We start from the raw sequence: 21,842 nt of genomic DNA, 5'->3' as shown, positions 1-21,842 counted from the left end.
ACAGGATTAAACCCGCTCAATTACGCATCGCAATAAATCACCTTATTCAGTAAGAAACAGACCTATAAAGTCACTATTGAGGCTTATGAAACCATTACCGTCACCAATAATTGAAGTGGTGGTAGCACTAACTCGCTGCTGTTATTGATTTCTTTTACTTTACTACTAATTCGATACAAAAATTGGTGTGATAGTTAAGTGTATTGCCCTATAACATCCTGAGAATTAAATCTCCTACCATTTCAGAATCATACTTTCGGTTGATAGGATTCTACCTTTAAAATGATAAAATCATCACTAATAGCTTAATTTTATTATGAAAAATCATTATTAGTAATAAAAATATCCGTTTAGAGCATAATAGGCGATATTCAAGCAAATAATACCAGTGTTTTTATACATTAACTACAGCTGTTTAATAAATAAATTATTATATTTTTACGTCTAAAAAACTCACAACCCGTTGTATTAACTATTAAAAATAATAAATATCTATTGTAATTATAGGTGTAACGTTAAACGCTTATAAGCGTTTAACGTTACACCTGATATGAGCACAGTGATCTTTGTATTAGAACTAAGGATTTGTAGTAATATGAAATATACAAACAACCACAAAAACAAATTTACTCTTTCTCGCCTTTTTTTGGCAATAAATGCCGTCATTTTACCGTTTGTTTGCAGAGCACAACCTGAGTCGCCGGTTATAACTCACGGTAATATTGAGTTAAGTCAAGCAGGCAATCAGCTTAATATTACTCAAACTACTCAACACGCTATTGCCAACTGGCAATCATTTTCAATTAATGAGGATGAAAGCGTTAATATTCAACAATTAAACGCTAATTCTGCATTACTTAATCGTGTTACGGGTTCTGATCCATCACAGCTTTTGGGTCAGCTTACTTCCAACGGCCAAGTTTACCTAATTAACCCTAATGGTATATTGGTAGGAAATGGCGCTCAAATAAATGCAGGCGAATTCATTGCTTCAACTTTAGATATCTCTGATGCTGATTTCTTAAATGGCGGAGAGCTTCTGTTTACTGGTGATTCTACATCGAATATCACCAACTTTGGATCAATTACAAGCTCCAATGGCGATGTTGTATTAATTGCTTCTAGTATTACAAACAATGGAACGATAGCTGCACCAAATGGTTTAGCCGCTTTGGCTGCAGGTAATGAAGTTTTGTTAGCCAATGAGGAAAATCAAAGGTTAATTGTACGTAGTGCTATTGAATCAGTTAATAAAACTGGTATTGATAACGACGGAGTTATTGAAGCAACTGAGGCTGCTCTTGTTGCTGCAGGTGGTAGTATTTACGATTTAGCTATCAATCAATCTGGTATTATTAAAGCAACTGGAGTTGAAAACAAAAATGGGCGCATATTATTAACAAGTGATTCTGGCAACATTGAATTCTCAGGCCAAATTAGCGCCCATAACGTTGACGGTAGTGGCGGAAAAATAAATATTGGTGGTGGTCTACAAGGAAACGACAGTAGCATAGTAACAGCAGCCAATACACTAATTACTGAGCGCGCCACTATTGATGTTAGTAGCTCAAATGACCGTGCTGGTGAAGTCATTATTTGGGCAGACAACAATACTGACTTTTTTGGAACGGTTAATGCTAATGCAACTGGTTTATCTGAAAATGATGCTGGTTTTGTTGAAGTATCAGGCAAACATTCTCTCGATTTTAGAGGACAAGTTGATCTAAGTTCTGAATCAGGTTCAGCTGGTACATTATTACTCGATCCTGACAAACTCACAATACAAGCGTCTGATCCAGGTGACAATGTATTATTAGTCTCTACGCTAGAAGCCCAGTTAGCAACAGGCAATGTCATACTGGATACAGGTTCGTTTATTCCATTCGATGCAAACGAAAACAGCACAATTACAATCAATGATGCCGTAGCTTGGACATCAGGTAACAGCCTTTCATTAAAAGTCAGTAATGATATTAATATTAATGCAGATTTAAATGGAGGCGCAGCAAACATAAACTTAATGGTGGGCTTTGTTGAGCCTGTAGTTCGCGGATCAGGGCCAACAGCATCCTTGGTTGTAGATAATAACGCATCTATTATTGCAAATACGTTAACAGTTACAAAAAATCCTGATGCACAGATTACTGGATCGAATAGTTTTGATGGAGCTATCGGCTCTATTTTGATTAATGGCATGCTAGATGTTTCAACATTAGATATTCAGTTAAATCCCGTAGATAATTCAAAGTTCAATAGCAGTGAAGTTAACGGTAACGTCATAATTGACAATGCAGCTAACCAGATAGAAATGTTAACCAATGGAGGTACTGGTTCCACCATTGGTGGTTTATTTACTGTTGTCGACAGTTCTGGAGGGTTAAATGTTTCAGGAAGTTTTGAAGCAGCAGATACAGTGACAATTAATACGGTTGGTGATCTTAGCCTACTAAATGGAACCAATATCACAACCACTGATACCAATGTTAATATAATTTTAGCCGCTCAAAATGGCTCTTTTATTAACAATGCCGGTACACTAGCCATTAACCCATATGCTGATGAAAGCTTTCCAGAAAGCAATGGTCGTTTTCTTATCTACTCAGATAATCCTGATAATACCTCATTAGGCGGAATAATTGCAGCACCTGTCTACAATAAATCCTGGGAAATCGATTCACCAAGTTCAATAACGGCAATAGGGAATAGAGTTTTATATGAATTAGCACCTACGCTGATATTAACGGCCAACAACAATGAACGAGAAGAAGGTAGTGCAAATCCTACTCTAACTTACAGTATTTCAGGGTTGGTAGGCGATGATGTTGCCAGCGATGTATTTAGTGGTACTCCTTTGTTGTCAACAACGGCGAATGCTGGTAGTTCTTTGGGTGATTATCTCATCAGTATTGCAAACGGTTCAGTTACTTTATCAGACTATGGTTATGGTTTATCACTACAATCTGGCACTTTGAGTATTGTAGATAATGCAACGAGTTTATTAACAGTAACGGCAAATGACTTAAGCCGAATATATGGTGACCAAAATCCTAATTTTACCGCCAACATTACAGGTTTTAAATCAGGTGAGGATGCATCCGTGGTGAGTGGCTTACAGTTTTCAACCACTGCAACTCTGGAATCTTCTGTTGGTACATATTCCATCATCCCATTCGGTGCAACTGCGGATGACTACAATTTTTCTTACGTACCAGGCACCTTAACGATTAATCAACGTGATTTAATGATTACCGCCGATAGTACTGATAAAATATTTGGTGAAGTTCTTTCTCCACTTGCCTTCACAGTTACAGGTTTAGCAAGTTTTGACACTCATGAAGCCTTAGGCACAATAAACACATCTACTTCAGGTTTAAGCCGCTTATCATCCGTCGGCAATTATGCTGTTGTCCCCAGTGGAGCGACAAATCCAAACTACAATATAACTTATGTCAATGGTAATCTTAACATAACACCTGCAGATCTCACCATAACAACTCATAATATTAGCCGTATTTATGGTACTGCTAACCCAGCTTTCAGTATTAGTACATCCGGGCTTGTCACTGGTGATTCTCTGAACACAACAGGGTTAACATTTTCGACTACAGCAACATCAAACAGTGCTGTAGGAACATATGATCTAATAGCTAGTGGCATTACTGACCCTAATTACAATATTAATTTTGTTCCAGGCTCTTTAAACATAACCCCTGCACAATTAACACTGTCCGTTGATAGTGCTTTTAGAGATTATGGCTCAACCAATCCAACATTTACTTATACGTCAGCAGGATTAACAGCAGGGGATGCTATCAGCAATATTATCAATAATACTTCTTTAAGTACTTCTGCTACGCAAAGTTCAAATGCTGGTATTTATAATATTAATTTAACAACAAACTTACTTAGTAATAATTATAAGCTCACCATTAACAAAGGCACTTTACGCATTAATAAAGTCGATGTTGATTTGTTCCTTAGTCCCGCTTCACGTTTGTATGGTGACCCAAATCCAGCACCAGAGCTTATTGCTTATGGCTTAGTGAATGGCGATTCTAGCGCTGTATTTAACAACGTTGATGTTAACTATTTAGTTGCCGATACATCTGATGTAGGCACCTACACAGCTCAATTGTTAGGGGCATCTAGTGTAAATTACAATATCAAATCTTTAAATAATGGTATTTTGAATGTATTACCTAGACCTTTAACCATTAGAGCAAATAATGCAACGCGTGAATATGGTGAAACGAACCCTGAATTTACCGTAACTTTTGATGGTTTAGCAAGTTTCGATGATGAATCAGATATTAATGGATTAACTATAAGTACTACAGCGACACCAAAGGCTAATGTACTAGAATACGGAATCGATGTTACCGCTGGCTCAAACCCTAATTACATTATAAATACTTTTCAGGGTATTTTGACTGTGACACCTGCCCCAATCAGCATTTCGATTAGTGATTATGAACGTTTTTACTTTGAAAATAATGAATTTCCCCTTTTATTAGCGGAGTATTCTGATGGTTTGAAGTTTGATGACACATTTAATGCTCTAAATTTACAATTAACATCAGATGCAATATTAACTTCAGATGTTGGCGAGTATACCATTCGTGCAATTAGTAATAACCCTAATTATGAAGTTGATATGGTTAATACAGGAACTTTATTTATTCGCCCTGTTGATCTAACCGTCAACTTAAAAGATATAACAACCATTTATGGTGAAGAAAGTAATCGTACTTTTAATGACTATTTTTCAGGGGCTTCAGGGCTTAAGACAGGTCAAATTGAAGATGTTTTGACCATTACTTCACCAGAGATAACAACTCACGTAGGTAAGTATCAATTAGAAGCTAGCCTCAATACAGATAATTATAACCTAACCGTTAATGGTGGTGAGTTTACAATAATTGAACGAAATATTGCGATAAAACCAGAAAATATCCTACGCATATACGGTGATCAAGACACAACATATAACTATATAGTGGCCGGTGATGGCTTAGCAAGTTTTGATACAATTGACGATGTTGTCTCTACTAACAATTTATTGGTTGATGGCGATTTTGGTGAATATGCTTCGGTTGGTTTAAGAACATCATTGGCACAACTTACCAATAATCCAAATTACATTGTTACAAATGTGCCAGGACTTTACGTAGTATTTCCTCGACCTATTCAAATTACAGTTGATGATGCCGATGCAGTTGGCAATTTTCCACTTCCTGGATTTAACGCTTCTGCAACAAATCTAGCTTCTTTTGATACCTTGTTTACAGCATTTCCAAATTCAACTTTTAGAATATTTCGTGACAATGAACCCGCTCCTATTCAAGTCGTTTCATCAACACCAGAAACGTTCGAAGTTCCTGAGTTATTTAAAGATGATGTAATGTTAACCCGGTTTCCAAGCAGAATAAGCGATCCAACGGCTGAGTATGACAGCAATGTACCTACCGTCAGTGAAATTGACCCAATAGAGATTATTGATATTATCGGTTCAAATGACACCATGACAGGCGTTGTTGTCTCTAACTCGTTTATTATCCCATCTAATTTTTTCTCTACCGAAGAACAATCAACCGATCAATCTGTCACTCAATACATTCAATTCTATGGTAGTAATCCAAACTACAGAATTGTATCAAACACGAGTGGGCTATTAAATTGGACAGCGGATCCATCTGTTGTAGAAAAACGACAAGAAATTGCGGCTGAACTAGCTATTTTTGAAGAAAATCGAGCCTCTTTCTGGGAGACTACATCTAATTCAGGCGACAACTTTATGGGCTTACCAACAGAAGCCTTGCCTAATGTTATTTTAGCGATACAAGAAAGACTTTTATTAGAAGAAAGTGAAGGTGAAAGTTCATTGGCATTCGCAATTGAAAGAGCTGGTGGATTGGCTAGAGGTACAGCCTCACGTAATCTAACAGGTGCTAAATATCAAGACTTTGATCTTTACGCATTTCTAGAAGCAGCTAAAACTGTGCCTGCTTATGCTCAAATTCTTGGTGAAATAATGAGTGAGTATGTTATGGACTTGATTGAAGTTGATCCAGCAACATACAGCCCAGCTCAACAAGCATTGGCTGATCATATGTCTTCGCACATCGAAACAGCACAGCAAGGTATTGCAAACAAAGCTAAAGAAAAATATAACGCTTGGGCAGAACAAGAAAGCAATATACGTGTAAATGGAATGTCAAATCTATATGGCGCGTCTACACCATATGACGAATTTATCGGTGATGCTGCTTCTGACTTTTTAGTAGAACACATCGCAGGACAGTCTGCTTTAATATCTGGCGGTATAGCGGCCACAGCTGCAATTACAACCACAGTTGGTACATTTATGGCCACAGCTACCAGTGTGGTATTACCTTATACCGCATCAGTTCATAGCATCACTACCAGTATTATAGCATCGGGAGGAACAGTAAGCTCTGCAATTGGTACTGGCGTTGGCGCAGCCACAATGCCCATAGGAGTAATAACCATAGCGCTTGTGGGTTCTATTACCCGTGCTGTGCAAGTAATGGATGAAGTTCAACAAAAAGAAGTGTATGAATCTTTGGCTAATAATCAACCTATGCAACTCTCAGATCTACATCAAACAAGAGAAAATGGTGAAAGCAATACACTCAATCAAATCATTATGGCAACAGCATTAAGCTCAATGTTTAGTAGTATTTAGGAAGTAATATAATGAAGTTAATTAATAAATTCAATTTAGCTAATGGGTTAACAGATATTGTTATTTTTATCAGCTTATTGGTATTAAATACAATACAATTTTCCCGAGCGCAAGACTTGAATGACCTCATACCTAAAAAAGTACCTCAACAAATTGCTCCAACTAAAGAACAAAGCTTGAAAGCTATAAATAGAGTTGCAAACTTTGGAGCAACAAATGATGAAGATATCATTCTAAAAAAATTAAAAGGACTTATATTTTTAGATAGTCCTGATGCGTTAAAACAAGAGCCTGCTACCTATATGGGAACAAAGATTCTTGATGTATCTCTCTTTACTTTTTTACAAGATGAAAGCTTTTCCGTTGCTGCAAATACTTTTATTGGTTTACCCGTTTCTCGTGAATCTTTAAAACGATTAGAACGCATGACCAGTATTCACCTAAAACACCTAGGACGTCCTTTTACTGTGGTGTTTCTACCCGAACAAGATATTACAGACGGTTATGTACAAATTGTTGTATTAGAGTCTAATTTTACTGGCGAAATAGAGGTGCAAGGTAATCAATATTTTTCTGATGAACAGTACCAACAATGGATACGACAATCAAAAAATGATGTCATCGATACACATAATTTAAATCAAGACATTGATTGGATAAATCGAAATCCTTTTCGAACCGCTACTGTCATCGCTAGCCCGGGAGATGAACAAGGAACAACTAAACTAATAATAAAAGCCAGAGAGAAAAAACCGGTTCGTGTATATACAGGTTTTAATAACACAGGTTCTCAGTCTACTACTGAAGATCGAGCATTAGTGGGCGTGAATTGGGGCAATGCTTTTGGCCTTGGGCATCAACTAAATATGCAATTAACATCCGATCTTGATTTTAAACGGTCTAAGAGTTTATCAGGAAGCTATAACTTTGATACCACTTGGCGTCATTCAGTTAGCGTCAGCGCGGCTTATTCAGAAACCGATGGCATCGTTCAAGAACCTTTCAGCTTAAAAGGAAAGTCTGGTCAGGTGGGCGTATTTTATACTTTACCCTTTTCCCCTAAAATGACAGGCAATTACACACATAGCCTCAATATCGGTGCCGACTTTAAAGTTTCTGATAATAACTTTGATTTTGCCGATATACCTATTTCAGATAACTTAACTCATGTTATTCACGGAAAAATTCAATATTCAGCTTCATTAGTAGATAGTTATGGCAGTACTAATGGTTCAATCACCTTGATCGCGGCTCCAGGTGGATTAACAAGCCGCAATGAGGATGAGTTTTTTAAGTTAAGCCGATCTAATGCCTCGGCAAATTATATCTACAGCACATTAAATTTAACAAGAAATACTCAATTAACGGGAATATTATCTGGCTGGCAATGGAGAGTTAGGGGTAAATTACAACTATCTAATAGCAACCTCATTGGTAGTGAGCAATTTGGTGCTGGTGGTTCAAATAGTGTTCGTGGTTATGAAGAAGGTGAAGTATTCGGTGATGAAGGGGTTTTGTTTAGTCAAGAAGTAATAGCTCCTAAGATCAGTTTAACGAAAATGGCGAATATGACTATGCCAGACTCCTTAAGTTTGTTTTTATTTCAAGATTATGCACAGACTAGAAGTGTTGTTAAACTTCCTGATGAGAAAAATTTTATTTTACATAGTGTCGGTGTTGGCTTTAGGTATCAACTAGCACAACTATTAACCGTCAATGCTTCCTATGGACACCAACTAAAGGATAGTGGAAGTAGTGATACGGGTAAAGATCACCGCTTGCATTTATCAATGCAGTTAAGTTTTTAGATTCCAACCTACTCAGTTACGATCATGTGAACAGAGCTTTAGCAATAATTTTCCTCTCAATACAATATAAATGTTTGATAGAGAAATAATACCTATTTATTGAAATAGGTATTAACTCTAGGCTCTAACATTTTAACAATAGCATCAATATGATCATCTCGATCGTTTAACGCTGGAATATAATGATACTCTTGACCACCTGCCTGCATAAATACCTCGCGGTTTTCATGCTCAAGCTCTTCGAGTGTTTCTAAACAATCAGCACTAAATGCAGGGCTCATAATAGCAATATGTTTATGCCCTGCTTTAGCCAAGCTTGCTAAGGTTTCATCAGTATAAGGTTTTAACCATTCTGCTTTACCAAAACGAGATTGGAAGGTCATCACAAAAACTTCATCTGTTAAGCTTAATTTTGTAGTTGTAACACTCTGCTCTGCTCTTGCTAATAATTCTTGCTTGAGTAAGTTAGTCGTTACTTGACAAAAATCATAATAAGGATCACCCCACTGATAAAATAATTCAGGCATACCATGATAAGAAAGGACGAGTTTGTCTGGTTTACCTTGCTTTTGAATATGTTCTTCTACAGTATTCGCAAGCGCATTGATGTATCCTTTATTATTATGATAGCTATTAATAAAACTTAAACTAGGCACATAACGCCATTTTTTAAGTTCTTTACTCACCGCATCGAACGTTGAAGCTGTTGTTGGACCAGCATATTGAGGATATAACGGTAACACAACAATGTTATCAACACCTTGCTGTTGAAATTTTCGTAATACACTCGCGATAGAGGGCTCTCCATAACGCATGGCAAGGTCAACGATAACATCTGAACCATACTTTTCTTGTAGTTTTGCCGACACTTTTTGTTGTTGATCTTTGCTAATAACCAATAAAGGCGCACCTTGATCTATCCATATTGATTGATAAAGTTTCGCTGACTTTTTCGGACGAACAACTAAAATAATACCGTACAAAATGCTCAACCAAATAAGGCGCGGTATTTCAACAACTCTGGGATCAGATAAAAACTCACGTAAATACTTACGTACTGCACCAGTAGTCGGTGCAGCAGGAGAACCAAGATTAGTTAATAAAACACCTGTTTTAGCCACAGGCTTTTTATTTGTTTGGCTTCCCTCATGTTTGTTATTTCTAGCGGTAAATCGTGATTTCATCTTTATTTTTCTTCTTCAACAAGACTATCAATCACTAAATTAATCGTCTCTGTACTATCTACAGAGATGTGACTAGCTTCAGCCTTGTAGTCCCCAGGCTTAATACCAGCACCACCAAGTTTAGAGACAATAGCAAAAATATTAACTTCGCTAACACTACTCAAGTTACTTTGTGCTGACATAGCATTGCCGTTACTTAAGGTAACCGTTTTAGGTAAATCGCTGGCCATTACTTTCAATGCGGCAAGTGGGATTCGCTGTCCATCCGTTGGAATAGCATAAACAAAAACAACTTTATCTTCACCTTGTGCAAGTTTAGCTGCAATCTCGTCAGATAAAGTTACATTAACGGTAAGCTGCGGTCCTTCAATAGCAGATGAGGATGGTTTTTCTATTGAAGGCATACCAAGACGTCTTTCTGCTTCAGTGACCGCTTCTTTTAATGCTGCAATATTGACACCTTGCTTATTGGCATCTATCACTCGTTGCCAATATTCAATAGCTTGGGCATAATTTTGTCCCATAAAATTATGCATACCTAATAAAATATTAGTTGAAGGGTCGTTAATATCTAAGGCAAACGCTCTATCGATTAAAGATTGCACTTGTTCATCTATTTGCTGGTTATTTCTATAATAACTTGCCTGAGCAATAGCACCAAGTATATCTGCATGCTCTCCTTCAATTCGGATAACTTGTTCATATGCTGTAATAGCAAAATCAAATTCACCAGCACCTACAAAGGTTTGTCCCAAATTATACCAAGCTTCACTGTCATCTGGTTTTTCTTCTAAATGTTGCTGTAAATTTTTGATATACGCTAACATTTGTTCTTGTTGCTGTTGTTCTGCTTGCTCTGTTGACTGAGCAGTTTGCTGATTAGCCGTTGGTGTCGTCATTAAAGCTTCTAACGTTCCTTGTTTCATATAGACAACCACAGTAAACACTACAATAAAAAGCGATAAACCTATTGGCCAAAATACACTAAATTGCTTACTTTCCACTGGAATATCTGATTTCTTCTCTGCTGCAGCAATATCTTGCAGTAAACTATTATCTAGTTCAGCTAACAAATATTGATAATTTTCTTCATCTATCGCACCATCACTAAAATCTTTTTCAATTTCAGCTTTGTGTTCTTTATACAACTGCACATTAGTATCATCACGCAAAGTGTGATTTATTATTTCATTGTCTTTTTCTTCCTTTGTATTTTTAAAGAAAGGTAACCAAACAACAAACAAAAATAAGACAATAAAGCCAAGGGTTATTAATACTATTTCCATAACAGTTACTTCTCTTTATTTTCTTTAGTTATATTCAAATTGTTTGTATTGATATTAGATGTATCTAATTGCTCTGGTTGTAATAGTTGTTTTAATTTTTCTTGTTGTTGGCTGTCCAGTGCTATATTTTCTTTCGTTGCTGGTTTTTTTCTTAATATCACTATTACGACAAGCACACCTATTAAGATCAATAATACGGGACCAAACCATAAAATATAAGTTACGCTTGATACACGAGGGCGGTATAGTACAAACTCCCCATATCGCCCTACCATTAAATCAATAATTTCTGCGTCTGATCTACCTTCAATCAATAAATTATAAAGATCCAACCGCAAAGCAGAGGCTACGGTAGAGTTTGAATCAGCTAAATTTTGATTTTGACATTTAGGGCAACGTAATTCTTTACTTAATGCTTGAAAACGAACCTTAGTTACTTCATCTTGAAATTCAAAAGTTTCTACAGGGCTTGCCTTAACAATATTTATAACAATAAAATTCGCTATTATTAAAAAACAAATTCCTAAAATTCTTGTTAACATCACTATTTACCTTGCTGCTTTTCGGTTATTAATTGTTTAATGAGCGGTTCAAACTCTTTACGCCACACACGAACATCAATAGCACCAGCAAATCGTTTGCGGATAATGCCATGATGATCAATAACAAAGGTTTCTGGTGCGCCAAAAACACCTAATTTAACACCAAGCAATCCTTCTTCATCAAAAATAGAGAATAAATAGGGATCTTTATAATCCGTTAACCATTTTTGTGCAGGTAATCTTTCATCTTTATAATTAACACCATAAAGCTTCACTTTAGGGTTATTAGAGAGTTCAAGTAAATAGGGATGTTCATATTTACATGTAGGACACCAAGTAGCCCAAACGTTCAAGAGCACAATATCGCCTGTCACATCAGCTTTAGATACTATTTTATTAGGATCATTAACAATAGATAATGAAAAATCAGGCATTGGATTACCGACTAAAGCTGACGGCATCTCGTTAGGGTTTAACGATAGGCCTCGATAAAGCACCACACCCAGAGCAATAACTAATACTAAAGGTAAAAATCGAATGATCTTATTCATTTAAGCATGCTCCGTTACAACTTGATTACTGTTAGCTAATTTTTTCGTTACTTCACTTTCACGGCTTACTTTAGCTTTTTTTCCACGGTAACGTTTATCCATCATGGCTAAAATACCACCAAAAGCCATAAAGAGAGAACCTAACCAAATCCAACGTACAAAAGGCTTATAATGCACACGAATTGCCCATGCTCCCCCGTCAAGAGGATCACCTAACGCCACATAAATATCTCTAAATAAACCACCGTCAATACCTGCTTCAGTCATTCCCATTGATTGCACACGATAAGCACGACGTTCAGGTTTTAATAAAGCAACAAAATCATCGTTTTTATACACATTAATTTGGCCTTGTTCGGCACTATAGTTAGGCCCTTCCACCTGTTTAATTCCATTAAACTCAATTTGATAACCTGATATTTCAACTTTTTCATGTAATGCCATTCTTACATTGGTTTCACTTTCATAACTAGAAACCAAGGTTACACCAATAATAGTAACGGCTATACCAGCATGTGCAACTGTCATACCCCATTGGCTTAAACTTAATGCTGACCTGAGTTTGTACTGATTTAATAAATCTTTAACCACCACAAGGAAAACCCATAAAGCTAAGGTCATTCCCATTGCAACTAATGCATTAAACTCACCGCCATAAACGATAGGAAATAACATACCTAACACAATACTAATAATAGAAGGTTTAATCAGCTGCTTACGCAATTCTCCTTTTTTCGCTTTTTTCCAGCGAATCAGTGGCCCAATTCCCATAATAATAAATAAAAAGCTCATAATAGGGACAAATACCGCATTAAAATATGGAGGACCAACAGAGATCTTTCCATAACCTAATGCATCAACTAAAAGCGGATACAAAGTTCCTAACAGTACTGTTGTTGCAGCAATAACTAAAATAATATTACATAACAGTAATGCTGTTTCACGGGAATACAGTGCAAAGCGACTAAAACTGGCAACATTGCTTGCTCTGAAGGCATACAAAGTCAGAGAGCCACCCACGGTAATTGCTAATAAAACGAGTATGAAAACACCGCGCGACGGATCTGCCGCAAAAGAGTGTACTGAAGTAATAACACCAGAGCGTACTAAAAAAGTGCCTAACAAGCTTAAACTAAAAGCAAAAATAGCCAGTAACACCGTCCAATTTCTAAACGTGCCTCGTTTCTCTGTCACCGCTAAAGAGTGAATTAACGCAGTACCTACTAACCATGGCATAAAGGAAGCATTTTCAACGGGATCCCAAAACCACCAACCGCCCCAGCCAAGTTCATAATAAGCCCACCAACTACCCAGTGATATTCCAAGGGTTAAACATATCCAAGCGCCCACAGTCCAAGGACGAGACCAACGAGCCCAAGCCGCATCCATTTTACCAGACATTAGTGCTGCGACAGCAAAGGCAAAGGCAACAGCAAAACCTACATAACCTAAATACAATAACGGCGGGTGAACAATTAAACCGACATCTTGCAAAAGCGGATTTAAATCACGCCCTTCCATAGGAATATTTGGCCAAAGGCGTTCAAAAGGGTTTGAAGTAAGTAAAGTAAAAGCAATAAAACCTAACGCAACCATACCCATGATAGCAAGCACGCGAGCGATGAACTCTTGTTCTATATTTTTTGAAAAAGTGGCTACGGCCATTGTCCACGCAGTTAATGAAAAAACCCAAAGTAATAAAGACCCTTCATGTCCGCCCCACACAGCACTTATCTTAAAGTAATAAGGCAAATGCGTATTCGAATGGCTCGCAATATATTTTATAGAAAAATCATCGACAACAAAGCTATACGCTAAAATCACGATACTAATTGCGGTAAAAATAAATAGACCAAAGGTCAGCGGTTTTGCATAATTAATGAGTTTATGTTGAGCAGTATGTACTCCAATCATGGGAATAACACTCAAACATAAAGCAAAGGCAAAGGCGATAACCAAAGCGAGATGACCTAGTTCTGGTATTAAACTAGGAATCAACTCAGGCAAAAGTTGGGGGTTCATTCATTTCTCCGTATACGCTTTTATAGATAATATAAATAGTCAATTTAAAAATGCTGCCAGAACAGTTGCGCAATTCTAGCACACTTTTTTTGTTAAACAGGCTAAATGCATTAATCAACTAAGCATGATAATTGTTTCTTAATGTTACAAATTCCCATATAACAAATTTGCTAAAACTTATGCTTGCTATGGTATGATATTGCACAGAGATATAATACGATCCAAATCAAAAATTCACTGACAAACATCAGTTAGACTTTGCATATAATGTATAGGTCATCAAAAAAATAGAGAAGTATCGACTTTGCCAACAAATCAAACCATAAGCGAACCTTGCCCTTTACTCAGCGCATCAAGCTTGACTTGTATACGTGAAGATCGCTTGCTGTTTGATCAATTAAATATAGAAATATATGCTGGTGATATAGTTCAGGTTGAAGGACCTAATGGTTCAGGAAAAACAAGTTTACTGCGAATTCTCGCTGGCTTATCCCAGCCTTTTGAGGGCGAGGTTTTATTCAATAACCAATTAATTAGTCAATTCCGAGAAGAATTTCATCAACAGTTACTTTACCTTGGCCATTTACCAGGCGTAAAAGGTGAAATGAATGCTCAAGAAAATTTAACCTTCAATCTTGCATTACAAGGGTTAACAACGAGTGAAAGCAATATAAAGCAAACCTTAGCAGCAGTTAATTTAAGTGGCTTTGAAGACAGTTTGGCATCGCACCTTAGTGCAGGACAACATAGACGAATATCATTAGCTCGTTTATATAAATCAACTGCGCGTATCTGGATTTTAGATGAACCATTCACCGCGATAGACAAGCAAGGTGTGCATGACTTAGAACAGCTATTTAAAACACACATAAACCAAGGTGGTTGTATTATTTTAACTACCCACCAAGATTTGCTTACATTTGAGTCATCAAACATAAAAAAAATTACGTTAGACTATATTATTGACTAACTGTAATTGAATAATAAAAATTAAATCGCAACAATTGAGCACTGAGGATTAAGTAACAAGTTATGAGCGTTAAAAAGCAAACATACCATCAAGCAAGAAGTCAAACACGCCATGACAACTGTTAATTTGTCTTACCGTGCGGTATTTTCTTTAGTACTCAAGCGCGACTTAACGATTGCAATGCGTCATAAAGACGACATTATCAACCCACTACTGTTTTTTGTGATTGTCATCACCTTGTTTCCCTTAGGCATAGGCCCTGAAGCACAAACTCTAAGCCGTATTGCCCCTGGTATAATCTGGGTTGCAGCCCTACTCTCAACTTTACTGTCTTTAGACCGATTATTTAAATCAGACCATAATGATGGCTCGCTTGAGCAAATGCTACTAAGCCCACAACCTGTATTTATTTTAGTACTCGCTAAAATTGTTGCTCATTGGTTAATTACTGGGCTTCCTCTTATTTTAATTGCCCCCTTATTAGCAGTACTACTACACTTTAATGAGCAGAGTTATGGTGCATTGATGTTAACGCTATTATTGGGCACCCCAATATTAAGTTTACTTGGGGCAATTGGCGTTGCTTTAACGGTAGGTATAAAAAAAGGCGGGGTACTCTTAAGTTTGTTAGTACTGCCTTTATATATACCCGTGTTAATATTCGCGACCAGTGCTATCGATACCGCGGCACTTGGTTTACCATATAGTGGACAACTTGCTATAATCGCAGCATTATTTTTTGGTTCGTTAACGCTAGCGCCATTCGCCGTTGGTGCAGCATTAAAAGTAAGCACTAACTAACACGCAATTTCAATAAATTGAGTGTTAGCTTTTAGTCTAAAAAAGAAGAGCATAGTTTATGTGGAAATGGTTACACCCTTACGCTAATCCTGAAGTGAGCTATCACTTTACTGGGAAATTGATCCCTTGGCTGAGCGCATTAACAGTTATATTTTTATCTATCGGTATGGTGTGGGCATTAGCTTTTGCCCCTGCCGATTATCAACAAGGCGATAGTTTTCGTATTTTTTATATCCATGTACCTGCCGCTTCGCTTTCTATGGGAATTTATTTTGGCATGGCAATCGCTGCATTTACCTCCTTAGTTTGGCAATTTAAATTAGCCGATGCCTCTGCTGCGGCAATGGCACCTGTTGGTGCTGTGTTTACTGCAATAGCATTAATTACTGGTGCTGCTTGGGGAAAACCAATGTGGGGAACATGGTGGATATGGGATGCACGTTTAACATCAGAGCTGATTCTATTATTTTTATATCTAGGAGTTATAGCGTTACATAGCGCGTTTGAAGATAAAGCGTTAGCAGGCAAAGCCGCAGGTATTTTAACGCTTGTGGGTGTAATCAATTTACCAATAATTAAATATTCGGTTGAATGGTGGAACACCTTGCATCAGGGGTCTACGGTCAGCAAACTAGGAAAACCTTCGATGTCAGTGGATATGCTTTGGCCATTTATATTTAGTTTCCTGGGTTTTGCCTTGTTGGTTGGTACAATAATCTGTATTCGATTCCGTAGTGAAATTTTAACTCGCAACAGTATTCGTCCTTGGGTAAAAGCGATTGCTTTAACACACACAGCATCAAGTAAAAGTGCGGAGATTCAATAATGCAATTTGACAGTTTTAGTGATTTTTTAGCCATGGGTGGTTATGGATTTTATGTCTGGTTATCTTTTGGTATATCAGCAGCACTAATTTTAGTATTAATTTTCAACTCAATATTGAGTCATAAACAAGTTCTTAAAAATATAGCTAGTCAACAACTTAGAGAAAATAAATTACGTCAACTTCGTAAACAACGTAGTAATAACAACCATAATACAATCAAAGAGGTTAACCAATGAATCCCCGTCGCAAAAAACGCTTAACCATCGTTGCCTCAATATTAATTGGTATTGCGGTTGTAGCTGGCCTTGTGCTTTATGCACTTAGCCAAAATATCGACTTATTTTATACGCCATCAGAAATTACCCAAGGTAAAAAAGATTCGGGTATAAAGCCTAGTATTGGCCAACGTATACGTATTGGGGGCTTAGTCGTGCCTAATTCAGTAAAACGAGATCCTGATAATTTAAAAGTATCTTTTCAGCTTTCTGATATGAAAATGCCAATAGTTTTTAACGAAAGTGATCCAATGATATGGGTATATTATGAAGGAATCTTGCCAGATCTATTTCGTGAAGGACAAGGTATTGTTGCTAATGGTACTCTTGTACAAGAAGCTGCGGGAGGGTTACGTATAGAGGCCAGTGAAGTATTGGCTAAACATGATGAAAACTATATGCCTGCAGAGCTAGCAGATGCCGCTGGTAAAGATTATAAAAAGTTAGAATATAGTGATAAACAGCTAGAAAGTAAAAATTAATAGCCTATTCCTACCGTTAAATAAAAACCGCTAACATTTAAAATGAAGCGGTTTTTATAGATAATTTTTCTTAGGTAGCAACGTTACTTAAACTAATGATTATTATCAGAAGTAACATAATTAACAGAGAGGATACGATCACCTACTTTGTTAAGTATTTGTACTTCTCCATCACACACTGCAATAATTGATTTCCCTTCTTTAAATGCAGGAGGGATAATGACTCGACCATCTTGGTTTTGTTCAAACGTTTTTACCTTGTGATGTAACTCTAAACCGTCATCCTGATAATAAATTATTGTTACTTTGCGTTCTGTTTTTACCATATTATCTACAACTTAAATTATAATATTGAATATGCGAATATACACTATCGACTAGTATAGTAAATGTTAGCCTATTTATTTTCATGTACTTTTAGTAATGGAACAAGATAAAAGCTAACTTAACAAACTGATATAAAAGCATTAATTTTTTTATAAAAAAACCCTGAACTTTTAATGCTCAGGGTCGATCAAATGACCGTTTAACGCACCCTCAACTCTCCAAACTAATGTCATTTAAAAAAACATCATTAACTAAGATTGCAGAGTTTTTTACACATACTGATAAAATATATTAAGCAAAGCTCAGATTATATTATACCAATATTTGTAATTCTATCGTTAGTCATAGCCGTTTTGTTATAACAAACTACTTCCAACTTTTCATTTTGCAGCCTTTCACGGCATAAAATAAAATAAATAAATAACAGGGTAGCATCACAACATAACCACCTTGTTGCCCCATAGAAGTACCACTTGCTAGCCCCCAAAACAAAGGACCAAATGCACCCCCTGAAATACCCATCACCAATAACGCTGAGCCAACACTGGTTAATTTTCCCATTCCTGATAAAGCAAGGGGGAATACCGCAGGCCATACAATAGCGTTAGCCAAACCAAGGAAAGCAATCAAAATAAGCGTATCAGGAAATAAAGCTTCACCTAAAATAAATGACAAGGCATTCGCAATAACAAGTGAATTATTATCACCAAGTACAACTCCTAAACTCAAAAAGACACCTAACATAGCTGACATAGTAAGTGCTGTTTGCTGCGATATGTAACGGGGAATTAATACAATACCGAGTATGTAACCAATAACCATGCACCCCATTGTATACGAGGTCATAACACTGTAATTTTCAATACCCAAAGACAACGCAAAAGTACCAATGGTATCGCCAGCAATAACCTCTACAGCAACATAGAAGAACAAAGCTAACACACCTAAAGCCAAATTAGGGTGAGAAAGCGCTTCTTTCAAATGTCCTTTATTTTCACCTTCTTCTTTTTCTAATTCAGGTAAAGGTGATTTTTTAACCGCAAAGCCTAATAAACCTATAAACAGCGCCATTCCTAAATATGGCATAACGAGAGCATCAGCCATATTATCAATTTGTGTTGTTGTTAACTCTGTACCTGAAGTGTCGCTGAAACCACTTAAAATAAGTGCTGTAAATACAATGGGAGCTACTACGCCCGCACCTTTATTTAAAATACCCATAATAGAAATACGCGCAGCTGCAGATTCTTCGGGCCCAATACGTACAACATAAGGATTAACTGCCGTTTGTAATAAGGTTTGACCTGCCCCCATGATTAACTGAGCCAATAAAAAAAGCACAAATATTTGTGTTTTAGCTGCTGGAATAAATAATAAACCTGCAAGCATCATGGTAGCCATACCTAATGCCATACCATTTTTGTAACCTACCCTACGAATAATGGCGGCAGACGGCAATGCCGTAAATGTTACAGCAATGTAGAAAGAAAACAGAATCAATGACGCCTGAAAAGGTGACAACTGTAAAATCTGTTTTAAATAAGGCATTAAAGAGCCATTAAGCCAAGTAGCAAAACCTAATATAAAAAACAATCCTGCAACGATAACCATAGGCAGTGCATTGTTTTGTTGGCTCTCTTTTGGTTTTTTTTCATCAGTAGACAATGACATTCCCCTAATTTCCTCAGTTATTAATTTGTTAATGACTACAGCATTAACGACTTAATTTTATAATGCTTGGATTTTAACCCAACTAAAGAGAAATAAATTATCCCTGCATCAGATGTTTTTTTAATTCTTAAACTCATTATTTTTTAATAAATTTTTTCTCCACCAATCCAAGTTGACACTACACTAAAATCATTATTTAACACTGTCATATCAGCCTGCATTCCAACTTTTAGTTGACCTCGACTGAGGGTATTATTTTTATATAAATACTGAGCTGGATATAAACTTGCCATGCGTATTGACTCATCTAATGGGATTTTTAGCTCTAGATGTGTATTTTTTACCGCGGTGGCCATATCTAATGAAGACCCCGCTAGCTCACCTGTCGTAGAGGTTAATTTTCCGTTTTCAACATAAACAGTTCTATCGTACAAAGGAAACTTTTTTATGTTTGTGCCAACAGGCGGCATAGCATCTGTGACTAAAAAGATACCGCCGACAGGTTTTGTTTTAATGGCTAACAGGCAACTTGCATAATCAACATGATGACCATCAACAATTAAACCACACTGCGTGTCATCATTTAATAAGGCACATCCCACTACACCGGGTTCTCTTCCTTGCAGAGGTGACATAGCATTAAACAAGTGTGTAAAACCTGAAGCCCCAGCATTTACTGCATTTTGTGCGGTAGTAAAATCTGCATTGGTATGACCTAAACAAACCTTAATGCCCAATTCAACCATACGTGAAATATCTTTTGCTGATACGGTCTCGGGCGCTAAAGTAACCATCACTTGACCAATATCTTTACGTGACAAGATTTGCCATTCAGCGTCTGCAATAGGACGGATCAGTTCAGCACAATGAGTACCTTTTTTGGCAAACGATAGATGTGGCCCTTCAAAATGAATACCAAGTATGCCAGGTATGTTCTGAGTTATTGCTTGAGAAATAGCATTGGCCGCTTGTGCCATTACCTCAATTTTATCAGTAATTAAGGTTGGCATCATTGCCGTAGTGCCATATTGAGCATGAGCGGTCATGATGGCTTTGAGTTTTTCAACTGAGGGTGAGTCGTTAAACAAAGCACCGCCGCCGCCATTAACCTGTAAATCAATAAAACCAGGCACCACAAGATCTGATACGGTAATATCAACATCATTGGTATTGTTGTCTATGGCGCTAATCTTTCCATTAGTAATAGTTAGCACTTGGTCATCAAGAAAATTTTGACCATCAAATAAGTGCTTTGCATAAAAACGAAACTGTGACATATAACATAATCCTAATTAACTGTTGGTCATTTGGTATTAACGAATGACTCTGTTACTTATTGGTTTGATGAATTCATAGTTTAACTCATACCTTAATTCATCAAGCACTTTGTTTTGCCTGTATATTTTGTTGCTTTATTTCTTGATGCTCAGATGCTTTTAACTTTTCTAACACCTGACGAGCAAATAAAACTGCACCAACCTCAGGCTCACTTAGTGGCTCTGACAATTGTGCTTTTAATGTTTCATCTAGTCTAGGTTTTAAACGTATGGCTAACCCACCTAAAATTGATATTCGTGCTGGTTTATTGGCAAGTAAAATACGCGCAATACTATTAATGTATTCAGCTCCTTCTTCAACAATTGCAAGCGCAACTAAATCACCTTGCTCTGCCGCATCAAAAACTAAGTTGGCAAGTTGAGCATAAAACGTTGCTGTTTTACCTGCAACTTTTTCAACTACCGAAGTAACGTCGTCACAACCTAGTTTTTTTAATAGCAAGTTATTCAATAGCGATGGTTTTACAATGCCGTCAAGTGATAGCAAAACCTGTTTAGTTGCTTGTAAACCAAACCAAGCACCGCTGCCTTTATCCCCTTGGGGAAAACCGTGCCCACCAATGACAACTTCTTTTCCATCAATACATGAGAAACCACAAGACCCCGTACCCGAAATAATAACAGCACCATTATTACTGTGATGCGCACCTAAACAGGCAATAAGTAGGTCATGTGCTAAAAACATTTGCTTAAAAGGGTGCTGCCATGATTGCATTTGTTTAAATAGAGCAGGTAAATTAACCCCCGCAAGACCAACACCAGCATGCAACTCATTTAACGGAATATCTTCAAGTCCAGCATCTGCTAACGCTAATTCGGCTGACTTAGTGATTGAATGACATGCTTGTTCAAATCCATGTAAAGGGTTACCTGGCCCAGAAATGCCTGTACCTAATACATCATTATTTGCATTCATCACAATAGCTTTACATTTGCTACCACCACCATCTATACCTAAAAATAGTTCTTTGCTATTGCCACTGCTTGTGAACATACTAACCTCAAAATTCTCTTAGTTATTCAATATCTTGCTTACTTGATATTCAGATTGTTT

16 protein-coding genes are annotated in these 21,842 nt (G+C 37.0%); 7 read left to right on the top strand and 9 right to left on the bottom strand.

Annotated elements, in window-relative coordinates:
- Positions 1-595 precede the first annotated feature (595 nt).
- On the top strand, positions 596-6,706 hold the full coding sequence (locus ACE1OF_RS14455; RefSeq protein ID WP_448895353.1) for an MBG domain-containing protein: 6,111 nt from the start codon (positions 596-598) through the stop codon (positions 6,704-6,706).
- A gap of 11 nt (positions 6,707-6,717) precedes the next feature.
- Positions 6,718-8,514 carry a ShlB/FhaC/HecB family hemolysin secretion/activation protein gene (locus ACE1OF_RS14450; protein ID WP_448895352.1) on the top strand — a complete coding sequence of 599 codons (1,797 nt, stop codon included), beginning with the start codon at positions 6,718-6,720 and terminating at the stop codon, positions 8,512-8,514.
- Between the two features lie 92 nt (positions 8,515-8,606).
- Here ACE1OF_RS14450 and hemH read toward each other — a convergent pair whose 3' ends face one another.
- From hemH to ACE1OF_RS14425, 5 genes are read right to left on the bottom strand one after another with little or no spacing between them, the layout of a single operon-like run.
- Complete coding sequence (gene hemH / locus ACE1OF_RS14445; RefSeq protein ID WP_448895351.1) at positions 8,607-9,698, bottom strand: ferrochelatase; 1,092 nt, start codon at positions 9,696-9,698, stop codon at positions 8,607-8,609.
- 2 nt (positions 9,699-9,700) lie between these two features.
- Positions 9,701-10,984, bottom strand: a complete 1,284-nt coding sequence (gene ccmI / locus ACE1OF_RS14440) for a c-type cytochrome biogenesis protein CcmI (RefSeq protein ID WP_448895350.1) — start codon at positions 10,982-10,984, stop codon at positions 9,701-9,703.
- Positions 10,985-10,989: 5 nt separating this feature from the next.
- On the bottom strand, positions 10,990-11,526 hold the full coding sequence (locus tag ACE1OF_RS14435; protein WP_448895349.1) for a cytochrome c-type biogenesis protein: 537 nt from the start codon (positions 11,524-11,526) through the stop codon (positions 10,990-10,992).
- Positions 11,527-11,528: 2 nt separating this feature from the next.
- Positions 11,529-12,077 carry a DsbE family thiol:disulfide interchange protein gene (locus ACE1OF_RS14430; protein ID WP_448895348.1) on the bottom strand — a complete coding sequence of 183 codons (549 nt, stop codon included), beginning with the start codon at positions 12,075-12,077 and terminating at the stop codon, positions 11,529-11,531.
- Entirely contained in the window at positions 12,078-14,099 is a 2,022-nt protein-coding gene (locus tag ACE1OF_RS14425; protein WP_448895347.1) for a heme lyase CcmF/NrfE family subunit, read from the bottom strand. It abuts the gene before it with no gap.
- Positions 14,100-14,403: 304 nt separating this feature from the next.
- On the opposite strand from ACE1OF_RS14425, the gene ccmA reads away from it, so the two are divergent.
- The 5 genes from ccmA (at position 14,404) to ccmE (ending at position 17,453) form a co-directional block, all read left to right on the top strand.
- Positions 14,404-15,069 carry a cytochrome c biogenesis heme-transporting ATPase CcmA gene (gene ccmA / locus ACE1OF_RS14420; protein WP_448895346.1) on the top strand — a complete coding sequence of 222 codons (666 nt, stop codon included), beginning with the start codon at positions 14,404-14,406 and terminating at the stop codon, positions 15,067-15,069.
- A gap of 111 nt (positions 15,070-15,180) precedes the next feature.
- A complete protein-coding gene (gene ccmB, locus ACE1OF_RS14415) occupies positions 15,181-15,870 on the top strand; it encodes a heme exporter protein CcmB (RefSeq protein ID WP_448895345.1) in 690 nt (229 codons plus the stop codon).
- Positions 15,871-15,928: 58 nt separating this feature from the next.
- Positions 15,929-16,696 (top strand): heme ABC transporter permease, encoded by a 768-nt coding sequence (locus ACE1OF_RS14410; RefSeq protein WP_448895344.1) that lies wholly within the window; start codon positions 15,929-15,931, stop codon positions 16,694-16,696.
- The gene (gene ccmD / locus ACE1OF_RS14405; protein ID WP_448895343.1) at positions 16,696-16,932 is read left to right on the top strand and encodes a heme exporter protein CcmD; all 237 of its coding nucleotides are present in this window, start codon (positions 16,696-16,698) and stop codon (positions 16,930-16,932) included. The genes ACE1OF_RS14410 and ccmD overlap by 1 nt, the downstream gene beginning before the upstream one ends.
- Positions 16,929-17,453, top strand: coding sequence for a cytochrome c maturation protein CcmE (gene ccmE, locus ACE1OF_RS14400; RefSeq protein WP_448895342.1), 525 nt, complete (start codon positions 16,929-16,931; stop codon positions 17,451-17,453). Before ccmD ends, ccmE begins: the two co-directional genes overlap by 4 nt.
- 92 nt (positions 17,454-17,545) lie before the next feature.
- On the opposite strand, the gene ACE1OF_RS14395 is transcribed toward ccmE, so the two are convergent.
- The 4 genes from ACE1OF_RS14395 to nagK form a co-directional block, all read right to left on the bottom strand.
- Positions 17,546-17,779, bottom strand: a complete 234-nt coding sequence (locus ACE1OF_RS14395) for a TIGR02922 family protein (protein WP_448895341.1) — start codon at positions 17,777-17,779, stop codon at positions 17,546-17,548.
- Between the two features lie 367 nt (positions 17,780-18,146).
- Complete coding sequence (gene nagP, locus ACE1OF_RS14390; protein WP_448895340.1) at positions 18,147-19,451, bottom strand: N-acetylglucosamine MFS transporter NagP; 1,305 nt, start codon at positions 19,449-19,451, stop codon at positions 18,147-18,149.
- 143 nt (positions 19,452-19,594) lie between these two features.
- Positions 19,595-20,728, bottom strand: a complete 1,134-nt coding sequence (gene nagA, locus ACE1OF_RS14385) for an N-acetylglucosamine-6-phosphate deacetylase (RefSeq protein ID WP_448895339.1) — start codon at positions 20,726-20,728, stop codon at positions 19,595-19,597.
- Positions 20,729-20,828: 100 nt separating this feature from the next.
- Positions 20,829-21,782 carry an N-acetylglucosamine kinase gene (gene nagK, locus ACE1OF_RS14380; protein WP_448895338.1) on the bottom strand — a complete coding sequence of 318 codons (954 nt, stop codon included), beginning with the start codon at positions 21,780-21,782 and terminating at the stop codon, positions 20,829-20,831.
- Positions 21,783-21,842: the final 60 nt, after the last annotated feature.

The organism is Colwellia sp. E150_009, from assembly GCF_053543955.1.
This window is presented reverse-complemented; position numbering and strand designations above follow the sequence as displayed.